The following is an 18,106-nucleotide window of genomic DNA, read 5'->3' on the forward strand; positions in this document are numbered from 1 at the left end:
TGTGACCCACATCCTGTGGGCCTCAACTAACCATCAGTGGGGGATGAAGAAAACCCCCACTGATGGAGGTTTCACTTTATGTTATGATAAAAGTACGGCTGAATAAGAGTTAAAGCGGTCTACTGCTTTTTGTAACGGAGGGTTCATATGGTACATATAAATTGGTTTGATGAAGTCATAAAAAGGAAAGATGATCTTATTCAAGATACTCAATCAATACTGCGAATAAAAAGTGTATTGGATGAGGAAAATGCAACAAAAGATGCCCCGCTTGGCAGCGGTATAAAAGAAGCATTACAGTTCATGCTTGAAATGGGTGAAAAGGATGGATTCAAGGCAAAAAATGTTGGAAACTTGGCAGGATATATTGAATTTGGACAGGGTCAGGAAAGTGTAGGTATTCTTTGTCATGTAGATGTAGTCCCAGAGGGCGATGGCTGGTCAAGTGATCCATACGGAGCGGAAATTCGTGATGGGAAAATTTTTGCCAGGGGTGCAATTGACGATAAGGGACCGACAATTGCTGCTTATTATGCAATGAAGATTGTTAAAGAATTGAAATTACCACTCAGTAAACGGGTTCGAATGATTGTTGGAACAGATGAGGAAAGTGACTGGAGATGCGTGGATCATTACTTCGAGCACGAGGAAATGCCTACGGTCGGTTTTGCACCTGATGCAGACTTCCCAATTATTCATGCGGAAAAAGGAATTTGTGATTTTGACTTTGTGCAAATGATGTCTGGAGAAAAAGAACACAGCCAAGATGTGAAGTTGGAAGTAGTCAGCTTTGAATCTGGAAGAAGATATAATATGGTCCCAGATTTCGCGAAAGCGGTTCTGCATGTTCAAAAGGAAAAAACAGATGTCATTCAGAGATATAAGGACTTTTTACATTTGCAAGGGCTAAAGGGAAACTGTTATGTCGAAAACGGCAGTCTGATTCTGGAACTTGAAGGGGTTTCCGCACACGGTATGGAGCCGGAACTGGGGAAGAATGCTGGTCTTTTCTTAGCTCAATTTATTAAAGAAAATAAACCTGATCAACAGGCATCACCCTATTTCGAATTTGCTTCTCGGTACTTGTTTAGAGATTCGAGAGGAAAACAATTGGGAATATCATACTCGGATGAGATATCAGGAGAACTTACCATTAATGTTGGAAAAATGTCTTACACACGTTCAAAAGGAGGCATGTTCGGACTTAACCTGCGCTATCCGGTGACAACTGAAATAGAGAAAACAAAGGAACTGCTTGAATTAATAGGTGGTCAAAAAGGCTTTAAGATTGAGAATCTCTCTGATTCAAAGCCGCATCATGTAGATGAAAATCATGAATTGATTCAAATCTTAAAAAAAGTATATGAAGAACAAACCGGTGAGAAAGCAGAGCTGCTGGCAATTGGCGGGGGGACATATGCACGTTCTTTATCTTCTGGTGTGGCTTTTGGCCCTCTCTTCCCTGGTAGAGACGACATTGCCCATCAAAAAGATGAGTATATGTATATTGATGATTTAGTAAAGGCAGCCGCTATTTATGCACAAGCTATTTATGAACTGGCAAAGTAATGATTCTCTTAAATGAAACGGAAAGAAAAGCACCCGACATCATACCGGGTGCTTCTATCGGCTTTACCGCTTATTTTATATTGTGTGAAAGTGAGGCAGTTAAATAATGAGTACACATTACTTTTGGGCTCTTGCATTCCCAAAGGCAGTAAAACAGAGCATTCAAAGTCAGCTTAAGGAGGTAATAGAACATTTCCCTTTTAAACGGTGGGTACATGTTGATGATTACCATCTTACTTTTGCTTTCCTTGGCTCTGCTGAAGAACCGATGTTGCGCCGGTCAATAGAATTAGTAGGTGAAGCAATTCAAAATGAAAAAGCATTTCCTTTACATATTCAAGGGTTGGGTGTATTCGGAAACAGAAAATCACCTCGAATTTTTTGGGCCTCACTCAAACCGGACGATAGATTAATGTCCCTGCAATCACGTGTATTTAAGGCCTGTTTGGAATCTGGATTTAAACTGGAAAAACGCCCGTTTGCACCGCATATTACATTAGCAAGAAATTGGACTGGCACGGATTTTGACCATAACTGGCTTGAAACGAATAACCCATATCAACAAGATCCAATTTTTTTTATAGCCAATGAGGTTGTATTATACAAAACAAACATAGGAAAAGTTCCGAAATATGAACCCATTGCAACCTTTTCGTTGATAACTGAATAGACTATTAGAAGAAAAAGAGGAAGAAGACAATGGGACAGTTAATTAAACTACAAGATTATGCAACACGTTATGAACAAAATATATTTCATTACCCTGCACGTTTTGTTACATTAAAAAAACAGCAATGGGAGAAGCTGCGGTACAATTGGGAGAATCCTATTGATAGTGAAGTGCTTTCTTCAACCCAAACAGTTGAATGGAAGATAGAAGATAAACCTCATTTCCTAAACAAAATAAAAACGTTGTTTTCCCGGAAAAATGATGAGGAACCTATGCAAAAGGAAAAAAGTATATCTCCGTCTGAAGATACGGCAGAATTAGAGCAGTTCTCTGCCTTGGTCCATTATGCAGCAACTGTTGACGATTTAAAACAGCAGTTTCTTAATCAACTTTATGATTTTCAATTGAAATGGGCAACTTCAACATTAATAGAAAAGTCAACTATGAATAAGAGGTTCTTTTTTGATGAGCATTTGCGTTTCTTTCTGCAGCGTTTTCCGGATACGTATCTCGTTTTATACCGGCCAATTTTTTTATTAAAGAAGGCATCCGTTGAGGTGGAATCGATATTAATCAGTCCGACTGATGTTTGGTGCATTACTTTTCTCGAAGACTATGATTTATCTGTATTTGTTGGTTCCAATCAAAAGTTTTGGGAAGTAAGGAATAAACACACAAAGAAAAAAATAGTTAATCCGCTTATTGCTGCTAATCGAACAGAGAAAATAGTGAAAAATATATTTCAGCTCTACGATATAGAGTTACCCGTCCACAAAGTGATTTTGTCAAGGAATGGATTTATTGATTATCCGTTACCTCCATATGGTGTGACATTAATTGATAAAAGGAATTATGAAGACTGGTTTACTTCATTACGGGGGCTGCGTTCTCCTCTGAAATCAATCCAATTAAAGGCAGCCAAGGCATTATTGGATTATTGTCAAACTACATCTGTTAGACGCCATGAGTGGGAAGAGAGCGAGGAAAACGAAAGAAATCTTTATTAAATTTACAAGGCATTATAAAAGGAAGTGAAGGGAATGAAGTTAAATGATTGTTATTGAACGGGAATATCAGGCCTATCTTGATGAAATGCAAGTAATTACAATCATCATCCCTCTTACCCATCATCGCGATGATGAAGGAACCTTTACATTAGTAAATGATGGGACAGAAATTCCGCTTACCATTGTTGACCAAATACACCACACTGAATTTATTAAATACATCTGTCATTTACAAGAAGTATTGAATCTCGGCACCCAGTATTGGATTAAAGACAATTTACAAAGGAAAACAGATCTGCAGATTGGGGCTGTGACAAGAACCAATGCTTTCGATGATGCTTTTTATTATGAAGGTCAACTAGGAGTTTGTTATCAACCTGATCATTCGGATTTTAAGCTATGGGCGCCGACAGCAACAGGCGTAAAGTTAAAATTAATGACACCCGACCGAACCAATCAAGAAATTATTGATCTAACGAGGGGGGACAAAGGTGTTTGGGCGGCTTCTGTTCATCGTAATTTAGAGTACAGTCTTTATACGTATTTAGTTTGTGTGAACTTACAATGGAAAGAAGCTGTAGACCCGTATACTACAGCAGTTACAGCGAATGGAGAAGAAGGGGTTATTATTGATTTAACTAAAACAACCCGTTCGAAAATAATGCTGCCCCCGTTAGAACATGCAGTAGACTGTGTGATTTATGAAACTCATATCAGGGACTTAACCATACATCCAAACAGTGGAGTTTCTCATAAAGGAGCATATATGGGTGCAGCAGAACTGGAAACAAAGAGCAGTAATGGCAGTTTAACAGCCCTCAGTTATATAAAAGAGCTGGGAGTGACCCACATAGAATTTCTTCCCTTGCATGATTTTGCAGGAGTGGATGAGCTTGGGAAGAAAAAGGAATATAACTGGGGATATAATCCGCTTCATTACAATGTTCCTGACGGCAGCTACAGTACGGATCCTCACAACCCTTATTGCAGAATAAATGAATTAAAGTCACTAATTGATACTATCCATCAAAACGGTCTCCGAGTAATCTTAGATGTGGTGTATAATCATGTATATGAAAGAGAAACCTCGAGTTTTGAAAATATAGTTCCAGGATACTACTTTCGACATGATGAACATGGAATGCCTTCAAATGGTACAGGTGTCGGAAATGATATCGCTTCAGAACGGAAAATGGTGAGAAAGTTCATTTTAGACTCGGTTTTATTTTGGCTGAGTGAGTACCATGTTGATGGGTTTCGCTTTGATTTAATGGGCATTCTTGATATAGATACAATGAAGGAAATTAGATCAGCGGTTGATTGGATTGATCCATCTGTGCTTTTAATTGGTGAAGGCTGGGATTTAAATACACCTCTTACGATGGATAAGAAAGCGAATATTCATAATCAAAGCCGACTTGAGCGAATAGGTCAATTTAACGATTGGTTTCGAGATTCGATAAAAGGCAGTACGTTTAATACCTATGATTTAGGTTACGCATTAGGTAATGAGCATTACTATAATATGGCCATTCAAGTTCTGGCAGGCAGTATTGGATTTGGAAATAAAGAGGAAGGGTTATTTACTGAGCCAGGCCAAAGTGTCAATTATGTTGAATCACATGATAACCATACATTATGGGATAAGCTGGTTGTTTGCTTACCATGTGAGGAGCAGTCCACAATCGAAAAATATCATCGCTTGGCAACTGTGATGGTGCTGCTTGCGCAAGGAATTCCTTTTCTTCATAGCGGTCAGGAATTTTTTCGTACAAAAAAAGGAGAAGGAAACAGCTACAAATCAAGTGATGAAATTAATCAGCTAGACTGGGATCGTAAGGATGAGTTCTTTCATCATGTTAATTATATAAAAGGAATGATTGAAATTCGAAAATCTCATCGTGCTTTTCGTCTGCCTTCTGCTGATCTTATTCGAAAACATCTGTGTTTTTTATCTTTAAAAAAGCCGCTCATTGGCTGGAACCTTCAAGATGTCGGGGCTTACGGGCCAAGTCAGTCCATCATCGTTCTTCTTAATCCTACAAAGGCAGATGAAATTGTATCTTTGCCAGAAGGAAACTGGAATATAATGGCCGATGATGACAAAAGCGGCATCATTCCAATCAATTGTGTGAAAGAAAAGCTGCTGTTAAAACCAATCAGTTCTTATGTCTTATTTAAAGTTTAACTTCATTCAGCAGAAGTCCTACACTTCTAAAGTTTAAGGGATGAATGCAAAAAGCTCTCTGATTTAGTGAGGATTCAAATCCTAGCTGAATGAAGTTAAGCCTTCGGCGGATGCCACGGATTTTTTAGAGGTAGTTTATCGAGCAAGCTCGACGACGGACAGGATGTCCTAGTCAGGCGAAACCACAGGATGTGGTGTATTGAAGCGTGATAAAAATCCGGGCGCAAATTCGATGGGACGAATTTGATATTTTAAATTGACTGACGAAAACAAAAGGATAGTCTTGACGGCTTTTGGATGTGAGGATAAAATTTAAAAGATGGCTATTGTAAAATATTATCGTTCAATAGCTATCTTTTTTGATATAAAAAATGTTGAAATTAAATATCGCGTAAGCTTGGCTTCTTCTCTCTAATGGGAAAGAAGACGCTTAAAGCTTTTTAAGCAGTGATTAGGAATTGCAGGTGAACAGCATTGGAACACTTTTTTGGACAAGATTGGGAGATTGTTCCCGCAGGCGGAGCGACAGGGGAAGCCTTTTATGCACAACATGAAGAAAATCAATATTTTCTAAAACGAAATACTTCTCCATTTTTGGCTAGCCTTTCAGCGGAGGGCATTGTTCCTAAGCTTGTATGGACCAAAAGATTGGAAACCGGCGATGTTTTTACTGCGCAGCAATGGCTAAATGGACGAGAACTGCAGCCCTCGGAAATGAACCGGGAGAATGTAGCGAAACTTCTGCGGAAAATCCATTTGTCAAAGCCTCTTCTAAGTATGTTAAAGCGTCTCGGGAAAACTCCTGTGCAGCCTATAAAGAACCTGCAAGCGGTAAAACAGGATTTAGATGATGAAATTCTTAATCTTGACTCTGTAAAAGCTTCACTAAAATTTCTTGAGAATCATGTGAATGGCATTCATTATGAGAATACTGTGGTATGTCATTGTGATGTGAATCATAACAACTGGCTGCTTGATGAAAACAACCAGTTGTATTTAATTGATTGGGATGGGGCTGTAGTAGGAGACCCAGCCATTGATATCGGGACATTGCTTTATTGGTACATACCGCGAAACGAATGGGAGAAATGGCTGAATCTGTATGGGTTGTCATTAGATAATCACTTACTGTTACGTATGAAATGGTATGTTATAGCTCAGACGTTAACTTCAATTCAATGGCATAAAGATAAGGCGCGCCTTGATGAAATGAATAAAGAGATTGACAGACTGCATCAATACCTGTCATTATGATAACTGGTCTATATTTCCAACCCATTCGGATAGCTGCTGCTGATGTGACTCGATATGGGCATCAAGATTTGAAGAGTTAATACCGCTTTGACTGTAGTCATAAATTTGACCTAGAACTTGCTTGTTGTTTTGATCGATATTTGAATTAACCATTAAGGATTTAATTAGCCGTTCTAATTGTTCACATTCAGAAACAGATCCGCAGCAATCTGTTTGATGGTTAGATAAAATATCCTTGAGTAAATTTACTTGATCCTGATATTGAAGTGGCATGTTAAAACATCCTTTCTGTCAGTCTCCTGCGTCATAATGTAAAGGAGAATTCACAATTTATTTTGTGAGTTCTTTTTTAATTTATTCGTATCAGGTGGAATTATTTTAAGCTGTAGATATATGCTAACAAGTAAGATAATGTACGAAAAATTAAATTTAGGGGTGTCACGATGCGTTTAAGAAACAAACCTTGGGCAAAAGAAAAAATAGAGCAGTACCCACAATATGTTGTAACTGCTCCTGAAGAATTAAAAGGAAAGTGGAATACGGTATACGAGGCGAACCAGCCTCTTCATATTGAGATTGGAACCGGGAAAGGGCGGTTTATCACGGAAATGGCCAAAGCCAACCCATCCATTAACTATTTGGGAGTCGAACTGCAGGAAAGTGTTATCGTGTCTGCACTTGACCGTTTAATTGAAGCAGAGGTGCCAAATGTAAAGCTTCTCAATGCAAATGCAGTTAATTTACCACAATACTTTGCAAAGGGAGAAGTTTCAAGAGTTTATTTAAATTTTTCAGATCCTTGGCCTAAAACCCGCCATGAGAAACGTCGACTAACGTATAAAAGCTTTTTAAAGATTTACGAAGATATTCTTCCTGAACATGGGGAAATTCACTTTAAAACAGATAATCAAGGTTTGTTTGAATACTCCCTTACAAGTTTTTCCGCTTATGGTATGCTGTTGAAGTATGTCAGTCTTGATTTGCATAACAGCCTTTTTGAGGGCAATATCATGACTGAGTACGAAGAGAAATTCTCTGAGAAAGGGAATCGGATTTATCGCTGTGAGGCGCAATTTCAAAAAAAAGGTTGAACATTGTTCAGCCTTTTTTTGCTTTACTAGAAGGATTGAAAAAATGATTAGGGCCTTATGTTTGTAATTTTTAAAAAATAATAATATATTTCTACTGTAAACAGTTGTATAGACTGAAATCACACGAATGTAAAGGAGGACTTTGATGGAAACATTACAGTTAACGAATAGTAAGCTGACATGGTTAAATGGAGGGGTCAATAATCTTGACGGCGGAGCTATGTTTGGCGTGGTTCCAAAGCCTCTTTGGATGAAGAAATATCCTTGTAACGAAAAAAATCAGATTGAATTACGGACAGATCCTATTCTTATTCAAATGAATGGAATCAATCTATTAGTAGACTCGGGTATAGGAAATGGAAAATTAACGGAAAAACAAAGGCGGAACTTTGGTGCTGATGAGGAATCAAGGCTTGAAGAATCGCTTGAAAAGCTAGGTTTAACACTAAACGACATTGACTATGTTTTAATGACTCACTTGCATTTCGATCATGCCTGCGGGTTAACAAGACCAAATGGCAGTGAATATGCTCCGGTTTTTCCGAATGCAAAAATTATTGTCAATCGGATTGAATGGGATGAAATGAGACAACCTAATATCCGTTCGAAAAGCACCTATTGGAAAGAGAACTGGGAAGCGATTGATGAGCAGGTCGAAGTGTTTGAAAATGAATGGTCCAAAGGAAACCTTAAACTCATACATACCGGCGGACACAGTGATGGGCATTCAATCGTCCTTATTGAGGACGAGGCGGACACAGTCATTCATATGGCAGATATTATGCCTACACATGCTCATCAAAATGTATTATGGGTCATGGCCTATGATGATTATCCAATGACTTCAATTGCGGCAAAACAGACTTGGCTGCAATATGGACTTGATTGCAATGCATGGTTTACGTTTTATCATGATACGTATTATCGAGCTGTCAAATGGAATCAGGAAGGACAGTTGACAGAGACTGTTCCTAGAGAAAAATAATCGGATAAAAAGAATCCCCTGTTATGGGGATTTTTTAACTTAGGAGGTATGCGTCAAGGATCGCTCCTGTTACTGTATCAACAATAAATTCATATTGTTCCGTTTGACCGTCGACCATTCTTGAAATACCGCCGATATAAACCTCATAATCCAGGAGAGATTTTGAATACGGTTGTTTTTCCATTTGAATCCATGAACCTGAAATAGGGCCATGCTTTTTAAAGGCAGATTTTGCAATGGTTAAGGCTTTTTCTGCTGATATGGTGCTATTTTGATCTATTGCTTTAGTTAGTACAATTCCGACAGCAATACCGGAGCCTACACCTGTGAGAAAGGTTTTCCAATTCACGATTGAGAACCTCCTTAACGTTAATAACTTCAATGACTCTGTTACCTATCTTATCAAAAATAAGGACAATAGATAACTGTTTTCATGTATTTAATCCATTGTGATGAAAAATAGTTGAATGATTCATAGGGCATGCTATGTCATGAAAATGGTGGAATAACAGAAATTTAGGTAAAATAAATTAGAGGAAGTTAAATACATATTAGGAAAATGCCGAATGAGGAGTGTGATTTGTGTTGAACGAAAAAACGTTACAATTGTTTAAGAGCTTAACAGAGCTGCCAGGTATAGCAGGAAATGAACATGCTGTTCGGAACTTTATGCGTGAACAGTTAAGCAAGTATACTGATGAAATTGTCCAGGATAAGCTGGGGGGGATTTTTGGCGTTAAAAGAGGTGATGAGAACGGTCCAACCGTAATGGTTGCCGGACATATGGATGAAGTCGGATTCATGGTAACCTCGATTACAGATAACGGCATGATACGATTTCAAACAATTGGCGGCTGGTGGAATCAGGTTATGCTCGCCATGACGGTTGAAATCATGACAAAAAATGGCCCCGTTCCCGGTGTAATTGGTTCGATTCCACCGCATCTTCTAAGTGAGGAACAGCAGAAAAAGCCTATGGAATTGAAGAATATGCTGATTGATATCGGTGCGGATGATAGAGAAGACGCGATTAGGATTGGCATTAAACCAGGGCAGATGATTGTCCCTGTTTGTCCTTTTACACCAATGGCAAATGGCAAAAAAGTAATGGCAAAGGCTTGGGATAATCGTTATGGCTGCGGTTTAGCCATTGAGCTTCTTGAAGAATTGCAGAATGAAACGCTGCCAAATATTCTTTATTCAGGTGCAACCGTACAGGAGGAAGTAGGACTAAGGGGGGCACAAACAGCTGCAAATATGATCAAGCCTGATCTTTTCTATGCTCTTGATGCCAGTCCGGCTAATGATATGTCGGGTAAAAAGGATGAATTTGGCCAATTGGGAAAAGGGGCCTTATTGCGTATTTTGGACCGGACGATGGTGACTCATAAAGGAATGAGGGAATTTGTTCTTGATACGGCTGAATCAAACAAAATTCCTTACCAATACTTTGTTTCTCAAGGCGGAACAGATGCTGGTCGTGTTCATGTTTCTAATGAAGGAGTACCAAGTGCTGTTATCGGAATCTGTTCACGTTATATTCACACACCAGCAAGTATCATCCATGTCGATGATTATGCAGCTGCAAAAGAATTGGTGACTAGATTAGTCAAGGCATCAGATCGAACAACTTTAAACAGCATTTTACAAAACGGTTAATGTAATCAATTTTTAATAGCAGATGAATGGTCATCTTCATATGAGTTTGTTATGATTAGTATTAATAGAAAAAGGGATTAATCATATGGAAAAATGGAGGAAATAACATTGAAACACCTTGAATCAGTTGAACAATATACAGAATTTCGTAATAGTGGTAAGCATATTTTTTTATTCTCTGCAGACTGGTGTAAGGATTGTCGTTTTATCGAACCTTTTATGCCTGAAGTAGAGGCAAAATATAGTGGATATACATTTGTTCATGTTGATCGTGATCAATTTATTGATTTATGCATAGAACAGGATGTATTTGGTATTCCTAGTTTTATTGCCTATGAAGATGGACGTGAACTAGGCCGGTTTGTCAGTAAAGATCAAAAAACACAAGAAGAAATTGAACACTTTATTGAAAATCTAAAATAAAAAAGTTATAGATTACCCACTAAAGCCCCTTATTTTTGAGATAAGGGGTTTTATCCTGTAGAATAAAAAGAACGTCTTATAAGGAGATGGTCCAATGAAAATGGATAGTATTAAAATGAAAAATGAGCTTCAAAAACGGCTTGCCCATCCTGAGCGGAAATTTGAATATGATCGTAAGAAAGATCAATTACGGATTGAATATATAGAAACTGGAAAAGGGATTACTATTTCTTTACCGGGGATCATAGCAAAATGGCAAGAACAAAGGGAAAAGGCGATTGATGAAATTGTTTATTATGTAGAAGAAGGTCTTCGGGCAATGGAGACGGATGCTGAAATCTCTGGGAAAGAAAAAAATATTTTTCCTGTCATAAGGTCCACTTCTTTTCCCATCAAGTCAAATGAGGGGCAGTCATTTATTTATGACGACCATACAGCAGAAACAAGAATTTATTATGCGCTTGATTTGGGAAATACATACAGGCTGATTGATCAAGCTCTTATTGAAAAAGAAAAATGGGATGAAAAGCACATAAAGGAAACGGCCTTGTTTAATGTGCGTTCATTATCAACCGAATTAAAGACAGATGTTGTAGCAGGAAACACCTTTTTCTTTTTAAATAAGAATGACGGATATGATGCGAGCAGGATTTTAAATGATTCGTTTTTAAAAGAAATGCAGAAGAAAATAAAAGGAACAATGGCGGTTGCGGTACCCCATCAGGATGTGCTGATTATCGCCGATATTGAAAATGATACAGGCTTTGATATTCTTGCACAGATGACCATGAGTTTTTTTGCGGCTGGCAGAGTCCCGATTACAGCCTTATCTTTTATATATGAGGACGGAGAGCTTGAACCGATTTTTATTTTAGGAAAAAATAAACCAAAAGATAGAAATAAATGAAAAGGACCATTAAGGTTCTTTTTTTTGTTATGTCTAATACATAGGTAATGTTGGATTTATAGGCTTTGATATAACAATAGTTCTGCTTTTCATAATTTACCATTTCGTCTGACCATAGTAACATTCTTTTATTTTATCTCGTATTTTTAAGAATTACTGATAAAATAAGAATGGTAGCCTAAGAGAATAAGAAAGAGTGATTTAGTTTGAATTGGATGAAATGGTTATTACGCCTATTTAAAGAAGACGTGGAACATAAACATATAGATGAAGACAGTGGTCATATCCGAGGCAGTACAAAAAAGACTTATGAATTGAAACAAAACCGAGAGATGGGAAAAGAAGTAGACGCTAAAATTGTCTACCAATATCCAAAGGGAGAATTTCGATTTCCGTTATTGCCGGACGACGATAAAGACGACGATAAAAAAATAAGAAATCGATCACCCCATCCTGTTGAGAAAAAGAAACAGGAACAAACTCAAGAACGTATTCAAAAGAGGACAAAGCGGCAAAGTCTACCGGATATACAAGAGCCTGTTATAAGAAAAAGAATGACAGAACAGGAAAATAAAAATACAAGACCTTTTAAGCCAACCGATATACCTTCACCTATCTTTGGTTATAAGAAGCGGCCGGAAATACAAAAAGGTCAGCTGACCCATGAGATGGAGATAAAAGATATTGAGAAAAAAGATCCTATCAATCGAGAGTTGTATCATCGTTATTCGCAGACATGGGGTGGTGCTCCTGTAATTGTGAAACCCAGTGAGAAAAGGTTTAATCCATTAGAGTTAAACCAGTCAAAAGCACAAGTTAATAATGTGAAGCCGCACTCTCAAGTTGTGAATCTTGAGAATCGAAATGTGGAAATTCCTGTTGAAGAAAAAATTCAAAAGGTAAAAAAAGCAGAAGAGCCGCAAAAGGAAACCTATGCGGCAGAACGGATTAATCAGGAAGAAATAAAAGCAGACTTCATTACGGAGGAACTTGTAGAAACTGTAGAAGAAAATGTTGCAGTTCCTCAAATGGATGTAAATAAAGTTTTTGAAAATCGTGAGGCAGAGAATGACGAGAAACCTGTTCTTGAGGAGCTGGAGTCAGAGTTAGAAGCGGCAGTGCTGGAAATAGCGGCAACTATTGAAACGGTTCCTGCATCACCAGCTATTAAAGATGAAACGGTGATTGACGAACCTGCTTTATTAGATAAAATCATTAAAGGGGATAAGGCTGAACAAGAAGTAGTGGTTCAACCTAAACCGAATGAAACGATTAAAAATCAAGAAGCTCCGGTCCGTTCAACGATTCCTTTCAATGTTATTATGCTTAATCAAGATAAACTAAGGTTGATGGAACAGGAGCTAGGAAAATCAGTTAGTAAGATTGACAGCGAAATGCCGCTGCAGTCAGTGGAAACAAAGAATCAGATGGAAAAAGCTGAACAAGCTAATCCAACTGTGGTGCCTGTAGAAAATGATAATGATAAAACAGTCATAATAGCAGATCAATCCTTTCAAGTGATTGCAAATAACAGTGATAAACCAACCGAACAAACGACTAAAACAGTTGAAGACTCAGTTCAAAATAATAGAATTTATGAGGACAATGAACGGGAGCAGGGAAAGGAACAACCTGATGATTTTTATGATTATTCATTCCCATCGATTAATCTCTTAACACCTCCTGTTGTAGTCGAAGAAAATAATCAATGGATTGATGATCAAAAAGAACTGTTGAATACAACCTTAAAGAATTTTAATGTAGGCGCATCTGTTGTTAATGTTACACAAGGTCCGTCAGTTACACGCTTTGAAGTACAACCTGAACCGGGTGTGAAAGTAAATAAGATTACCAATTTAGCAGATGATATCAAACTTAGTCTGGCAGCAAGGGATATTCGAATAGAAGCTCCGATTCCCGGTAAACATACAATTGGCATTGAAGTACCAAATATGAAAAGCAGGCCAGTATATTTAAGTGAAATTGTTAGCAATCCTGAATTTGTTCATCAGGAATCACCGCTTGCAGCGGCATTAGGCTTAGATATTTCCGGGAAACCAATCGTGTCAGACTTAAGGAAAATGCCGCATGGTTTAATTGCCGGTGCAACAGGGTCAGGGAAAAGTGTTTGTATTAATACGATTCTTATAAGTTTCCTTTATAAAGCGAGGCCGGAAGATTTAAAGCTGTTACTAATCGACCCTAAGATGGTTGAATTGGCACCATACAATCATATTCCTCATCTTGTCAGCCCGGTGATTACTGATGTTAAGGCTGCAACAGCAGCATTAAAATGGGCTGTTGAGGAAATGGAAAGACGTTATGAATTATTTGCCCACTCTGGTGTGAGGGATATCGGACGCTTTAATGAACTAGCTGAGAAGCATAAGCAATATGCTGATAAATTACCATATATCGTCATAATAATAGATGAATTAGCTGATCTAATGATGATGTCGCCTGCAGATGTTGAGGAAGCAATCTGTCGAATTGCTCAAAAGGCTCGTGCCTGTGGAATTCATCTTATCATTGCAACGCAAAGACCATCTGTTGACGTGATTACAGGATTAATTAAGGCTAATATTCCAACTAGAATTGCTTTTTCAGTATCTTCACAGGTGGATTCACGGACTATTATCGACGTAAGCGGTGCCGAAAAACTGCTTGGAAGAGGAGATATGTTGTTTTTAGAAAATGGTTCATCGAAGCCAATTCGCTTGCAGGGAACGTTTGTTTCAGACGAAGAAATTGACGATGTTGTTGCCCATGCTAGAGAACAAGGAGTACCAAACTATTTATTTGAACAAGAGGAATTATTAAAGAAGGCGGAAATTAATGAAGCAGAAGATGAACTTTTCTATGAAGCGTGTGAGTTTGTTATTGAAAACGGCGGGGCTTCTTCTTCCATGCTGCAAAGGAGATTCAAAATAGGCTATAATCGAGCTGCTAGATTAATTGACATGATGGAGAGCCACGGATATATTTCTGAATCTCGCGGAAGCAAGCCGAGAGATGTATTCATAACAGACGCAGAATTAGAATCATTACAGATGGCAAACAAAGGTCTATGAGTCTATGGATAGATAATTGAGAGGGAATTTAATCCTAAACAGCTAGTTTCCTTCTCTCTTACATAGACGATATAACTATTAATATTCTTCAGTATAATAAATAATGAAGTTTTCTTTAGAAGTTTATGGTGTTATAATGTTTGAATATGATTAGACAAAGTACAAGGATATCTGTTTTGTGAAGATATCTTCATAATCAAGCATAATGAGCAAAAATAAATAAATAATCATATACTGTTTTTACAGTTAGACGATGGTTGGAGGTTCTTTATATGACTAATTACCATTTCGTAGGTATTAAGGGGTCTGGAATGAGTGCATTAGCACAAATTCTTCATGATATGAACTTTCAGGTTCAAGGCTCCGATGTAGATAAACGTTTTTTTACTCAAGTTGCTCTTGAGCAAGCGGGAATAAAGATCCTTCCTTTTCGAAAAGAAAATATACAGCCTGGGATGACGATTGTTGCCGGAAATGCATTTCCTGATACACATGAAGAAATTCAAGAAGCGATGAAACTTGGACTTCCCGTTATACGTTATCATCGATTTTTAGGTGATTTTATGAAACGGTTCTCAAGTATTGCAGTGACAGGAGCCCACGGTAAAACATCTACAACAGGTTTGCTTGCTCATGTCATTTCGGGAGATAAACCGACTTCATATCTAATCGGTGACGGTACAGGTAAAGGGGCAGAGAATGCGGAATACTTCGTTTTTGAAGCATGTGAATATCGCAGACACTTTTTGTCCTACTTTCCTGATTATGCCATTATGACGAATATTGATTTTGACCACCCTGATTATTTTGCGAATATAGATGATGTCTGTGCTGCTTTTCAGGAAATGGCCTTGCAGGTAAATAAAGGGATTATTGCTTGTGGTGATGATGAACATTTACAAAAGATACAGGCAAAGGTTCCTGTTTTGTTTTATGGCTTTGGGGAAGAGAATGATTTCCAAGCACGTAATGTTGTAAAAACGACAGAAGGAACAACCTTTGATGTTTTTATCCGCAATACGTTTTTTGATACATTCACCATTCGAAGTTTCGGCGATCATAATATTTTAAATTCATTGGCCGTTATTGCCCTTTGCCATTATGAAGGAATTGATACAGAAGTTGTTCGAAAACAATTCTTGAATTTTGAAGGAGTTAAAAGACGCTTTTCAGAAAAAAGAACTGGATTACAAATTTTAATTGATGATTATGCACACCATCCAACAGAGATCAAAGCAACGATTGATGCAGCGAGACAGAAATACCCAGCAAAAGAGATTGTTGCTGTTTTCCAGCCACACACATTCTCAAGAACGCATGCTTTTCTTGGTGAATTTGCTGAGAGCTTGAATCTGGCGGATAAGACGTATTTGTGTGAGATATTTGGTTCTGCACGTGAGAATCATGGGAAATTATCTATTGAGGATTTACAGGAAAAAATACCTGAATCAGAAATTATTACTGAAGAAGATATGTCTTCTTTAAAGAGTCACGATAACAGCGTGATTATTTTTATGGGAGCCGGAGATATCCAGAAGTTTCAGGCTGCATATGAAAAAATCTTATAGAAGTCTTAATGGAAAAACGGAAGTATGTAATAGACAATATGTCTAGAGTACTTTCGTTTTTTTTTTTTGAGAAGGACTTTGAAAAATCTGCTCTCCAATTAGTAGTTAAGAATTGAAAGTATTTGGTAGTATGGTAAGATTTTATATAGGAAGCTCTAGGCAAGTCTAGAGAGCTTTGTTCCATGTTTATATCCTGTGATTACAGGATATAGTTTAAATAAGACAGGGAGGTGTCAGCTGTTTTGATTATTATTTTATATATAAGTACAGCAGTAATTGCAATCGCATTTTTTATTTTAGTTATTTACCTTTCAAGGACATTAAAGTCGTTACAGGGAACTCTCGACAATGTCTCAAAAACATTATCTGGGTTAGAGCAACAGTTAGAGGGTGTAACGAAGGAAACGACTATCCTATTACATAAAACAAACGAACTTGCGAGCGATGTGCAGAAGAAAGCAGAGGATCTGAACAGTGTTGTGCATGCAGTGAAGGATGTCGGAGAGTCAGTAAGGAAGTTTAGCGGCTCTATTCAGTCCATTACAAATTCAATGAACAAACAGGTTGAAGATAATAAGGATAAAATAGCACAGGTCGTTCAGTGGAGTAATGTTATTTTGGAATTAAAGGACAAATGGCAGGGAAGAAAGCAAAGGAAAAACACCGAACGCTCACTTGAAGAAGGCTATGATTTTAAAAAGGAAAGGGCAAGGTACTAATATATGGGCTTTGTTTATAACATTGTTGATTTTTGATTCATCCGTGAGAAATAGACATTTCTCACGGATGAATCAAAAATTTAGCTTATCAAAATTGTTCGCTAACAAAGCTTAATATAGAAAAAGGAGGCATACTAATGGCTGGTAATGAAAGAATGAACTACGAAATAAAAAAGGACAAAGCAGAATCCAGTATGAGTACAAAGAATTTTCTTATCGGCACTTTGATTGGTGCGGCTGTCGGCTCACTAACAGCGTTATTGCTAGCTCCAAAATCAGGTAAAGAACTACGGGTTGATTTAAACAATCAAGCCTATCAGTTAAGAGATAAAACTGACCATATCCGTGAATCCGTATCGATTAAAGGAAATGAATTAACCTCAACAGTAAAAGACAAAACAACTGCCATTTCAAAAAAAGTTTCAGAGCAATCAGTTGGTCTTGTGAAAAAGGTAAAGGGGTTAACATCTGAAATCGAAATGGATTCTACAGCAAATCCAGTCGATGAACTATTTGAGCAAAATAAACATACTAAGTCGGATATTCAAAAGAAACTAGAGGAAACGAAAAGAGCATTTGACGAAACTGAAAGTAAATTTAATACTAAATAATATAACGCTTATATAGTGTAGAAAAGAAGTGAGGGGAAGTAATGATTAAACTTAACTCAATTGAAGAGTTCAATGAGGTATTAGAAAAAGAACATGCACTTTTTATTTTAAAGCATAGTACCACTTGTCCAATCAGTTTGGCTGCATTTGATGAGTATGAAAGTTTTTCAAAAGAACGACAGGAATTCCCTGCATACTTTTTAACTGTACAAGAGTCACGTTCATTATCTAATTATATTGCTGAAAAGTCTGGTATTAAGCATGAATCCCCACAAGCGATTCTATTTGCTAATAATGAAGCAGTATGGAATGCTTCACATTGGAAAATTAATACAAAGTCATTAAATGATTCATTAGAACAAGTGAATTAAAAAAGGGTGTCCT

At 37.5% G+C, this 18,106-nt stretch carries 17 protein-coding genes; 15 read left to right on the forward strand and 2 right to left on the reverse strand.

The features are described 5' to 3' along the window. Positions 1–147: 147 nt before the first annotated feature. The 5 genes from pepV (at position 148) to F4V44_RS05485 (ending at position 6,688) form a co-directional block, all read left to right on the forward strand. Positions 148–1,569, forward strand: a complete 1,422-nt coding sequence (gene pepV, locus F4V44_RS05465; protein ID WP_150438992.1) for a dipeptidase PepV — start codon at positions 148–150, stop codon at positions 1,567–1,569. A 106-nt stretch (positions 1,570–1,675) separates the two neighbouring features. Beyond that, positions 1,676–2,239: an RNA 2',3'-cyclic phosphodiesterase gene (gene thpR / locus F4V44_RS05470; protein WP_150438993.1), complete on the forward strand. Its 564-nt coding sequence runs from the start codon at positions 1,676–1,678 to the stop codon at positions 2,237–2,239. A gap of 29 nt (positions 2,240–2,268) precedes the next feature. Beyond that, complete coding sequence (locus F4V44_RS05475) at positions 2,269–3,246, forward strand: nuclease-related domain-containing protein (protein ID WP_150438994.1); 978 nt, start codon at positions 2,269–2,271, stop codon at positions 3,244–3,246. A gap of 43 nt (positions 3,247–3,289) precedes the next feature. After that, the gene (pulA, locus tag F4V44_RS05480; protein ID WP_150438995.1) at positions 3,290–5,434 is read left to right on the forward strand and encodes a type I pullulanase; all 2,145 of its coding nucleotides are present in this window, start codon (positions 3,290–3,292) and stop codon (positions 5,432–5,434) included. Positions 5,435–5,908: 474 nt separating this feature from the next. Next, positions 5,909–6,688: a phosphotransferase family protein gene (locus F4V44_RS05485; protein ID WP_150438996.1), complete on the forward strand. Its 780-nt coding sequence runs from the start codon at positions 5,909–5,911 to the stop codon at positions 6,686–6,688. On the opposite strand, the gene F4V44_RS05490 is transcribed toward F4V44_RS05485, so the two are convergent. Continuing rightward, the gene (locus F4V44_RS05490) at positions 6,683–6,961 is read right to left on the reverse strand and encodes a YtzH-like family protein (protein WP_150438997.1); all 279 of its coding nucleotides are present in this window, start codon (positions 6,959–6,961) and stop codon (positions 6,683–6,685) included. The two genes, F4V44_RS05485 and F4V44_RS05490, sit on opposite strands and share 6 nt — an antisense overlap. Before the next feature lie 170 nt (positions 6,962–7,131). Here F4V44_RS05490 and trmB point away from each other — a divergent pair, with 170 nt between their 5' ends. Both trmB and F4V44_RS05500 read left to right on the forward strand, forming a co-directional pair. Then, positions 7,132–7,779, forward strand: a complete 648-nt coding sequence (gene trmB / locus F4V44_RS05495; RefSeq protein ID WP_150438998.1) for a tRNA (guanosine(46)-N7)-methyltransferase TrmB — start codon at positions 7,132–7,134, stop codon at positions 7,777–7,779. 145 nt (positions 7,780–7,924) lie between these two features. Continuing rightward, a complete protein-coding gene (locus tag F4V44_RS05500; protein ID WP_150438999.1) occupies positions 7,925–8,764 on the forward strand; it encodes a YtnP family quorum-quenching lactonase in 840 nt (279 codons plus the stop codon). 34 nt (positions 8,765–8,798) lie between these two features. Here F4V44_RS05500 and F4V44_RS05505 read toward each other — a convergent pair whose 3' ends face one another. Beyond that, entirely contained in the window at positions 8,799–9,113 is a 315-nt protein-coding gene (locus tag F4V44_RS05505) for a PepSY domain-containing protein (RefSeq protein WP_150439000.1), read from the reverse strand. A gap of 236 nt (positions 9,114–9,349) precedes the next feature. Between F4V44_RS05505 and F4V44_RS05510 the strand changes: the two genes are divergently transcribed. The 8 genes from F4V44_RS05510 (at position 9,350) to ytxJ (ending at position 18,093) form a co-directional block, all read left to right on the forward strand. Then, a complete protein-coding gene (locus tag F4V44_RS05510; protein WP_150439159.1) occupies positions 9,350–10,423 on the forward strand; it encodes a M42 family metallopeptidase in 1,074 nt (357 codons plus the stop codon). A gap of 108 nt (positions 10,424–10,531) precedes the next feature. After that, positions 10,532–10,846 carry a thioredoxin family protein gene (locus F4V44_RS05515; protein WP_150439001.1) on the forward strand — a complete coding sequence of 105 codons (315 nt, stop codon included), beginning with the start codon at positions 10,532–10,534 and terminating at the stop codon, positions 10,844–10,846. Between the two features lie 100 nt (positions 10,847–10,946). Further along, the gene (locus F4V44_RS05520) at positions 10,947–11,753 is read left to right on the forward strand and encodes a DUF1444 domain-containing protein (protein ID WP_150439160.1); all 807 of its coding nucleotides are present in this window, start codon (positions 10,947–10,949) and stop codon (positions 11,751–11,753) included. A gap of 215 nt (positions 11,754–11,968) precedes the next feature. Further along, complete coding sequence (locus F4V44_RS27795; RefSeq protein WP_223881818.1) at positions 11,969–14,824, forward strand: DNA translocase FtsK; 2,856 nt, start codon at positions 11,969–11,971, stop codon at positions 14,822–14,824. A gap of 272 nt (positions 14,825–15,096) precedes the next feature. Further along, complete coding sequence (gene murC, locus F4V44_RS05530) at positions 15,097–16,392, forward strand: UDP-N-acetylmuramate--L-alanine ligase (RefSeq protein ID WP_150439002.1); 1,296 nt, start codon at positions 15,097–15,099, stop codon at positions 16,390–16,392. A gap of 242 nt (positions 16,393–16,634) precedes the next feature. Continuing rightward, on the forward strand, positions 16,635–17,111 hold the full coding sequence (locus F4V44_RS05535) for a DUF948 domain-containing protein (protein WP_150439003.1): 477 nt from the start codon (positions 16,635–16,637) through the stop codon (positions 17,109–17,111). A 137-nt stretch (positions 17,112–17,248) separates the two neighbouring features. Next, positions 17,249–17,722 (forward strand): YtxH domain-containing protein, encoded by a 474-nt coding sequence (locus F4V44_RS05540; RefSeq protein WP_223881816.1) that lies wholly within the window; start codon positions 17,249–17,251, stop codon positions 17,720–17,722. Between the two features lie 41 nt (positions 17,723–17,763). Further along, on the forward strand, positions 17,764–18,093 hold the full coding sequence (gene ytxJ, locus F4V44_RS05545) for a bacillithiol system redox-active protein YtxJ (protein ID WP_150439004.1): 330 nt from the start codon (positions 17,764–17,766) through the stop codon (positions 18,091–18,093). Positions 18,094–18,106: the final 13 nt, after the last annotated feature.

Source organism: Niallia endozanthoxylica (assembly GCF_008710145.1).
Classification (GTDB): Bacteria; Bacillota; Bacilli; order Bacillales; family Cytobacillaceae; genus Bacillus_BD; species Bacillus_BD endozanthoxylica.

What these genes read in the sequence shown, in the direction of transcription:
- pepV (WP_150438992.1), top strand. Translation starts at nt 148, where the DNA reads ATGGTACATATAAATTGGTTTGATGAAGTCATAAAAAGGAAAGATGAT.
- thpR (WP_150438993.1), top strand. Translation starts at nt 1,676, where the DNA reads ATGAGTACACATTACTTTTGGGCTCTTGCATTCCCAAAGGCAGTAAAA.
- F4V44_RS05475 (WP_150438994.1), top strand. Translation starts at nt 2,269, where the DNA reads ATGGGACAGTTAATTAAACTACAAGATTATGCAACACGTTATGAACAA.
- pulA (WP_150438995.1), top strand. Translation starts at nt 3,290, where the DNA reads ATGATTGTTATTGAACGGGAATATCAGGCCTATCTTGATGAAATGCAA.
- F4V44_RS05490 (WP_150438997.1), bottom strand. Translation starts at nt 6,961, where the DNA reads ATGCCACTTCAATATCAGGATCAAGTAAATTTACTCAAGGATATTTTA.
- trmB (WP_150438998.1), top strand. Translation starts at nt 7,132, where the DNA reads ATGCGTTTAAGAAACAAACCTTGGGCAAAAGAAAAAATAGAGCAGTAC.
- F4V44_RS05500 (WP_150438999.1), top strand. Translation starts at nt 7,925, where the DNA reads ATGGAAACATTACAGTTAACGAATAGTAAGCTGACATGGTTAAATGGA.
- F4V44_RS05520 (WP_150439160.1), top strand. Translation starts at nt 10,947, where the DNA reads ATGGATAGTATTAAAATGAAAAATGAGCTTCAAAAACGGCTTGCCCAT.
- F4V44_RS27795 (WP_223881818.1), top strand. Translation starts at nt 11,969, where the DNA reads ATGAAATGGTTATTACGCCTATTTAAAGAAGACGTGGAACATAAACAT.
- murC (WP_150439002.1), top strand. Translation starts at nt 15,097, where the DNA reads ATGACTAATTACCATTTCGTAGGTATTAAGGGGTCTGGAATGAGTGCA.
- F4V44_RS05540 (WP_223881816.1), top strand. Translation starts at nt 17,249, where the DNA reads ATGGCTGGTAATGAAAGAATGAACTACGAAATAAAAAAGGACAAAGCA.
- ytxJ (WP_150439004.1), top strand. Translation starts at nt 17,764, where the DNA reads ATGATTAAACTTAACTCAATTGAAGAGTTCAATGAGGTATTAGAAAAA.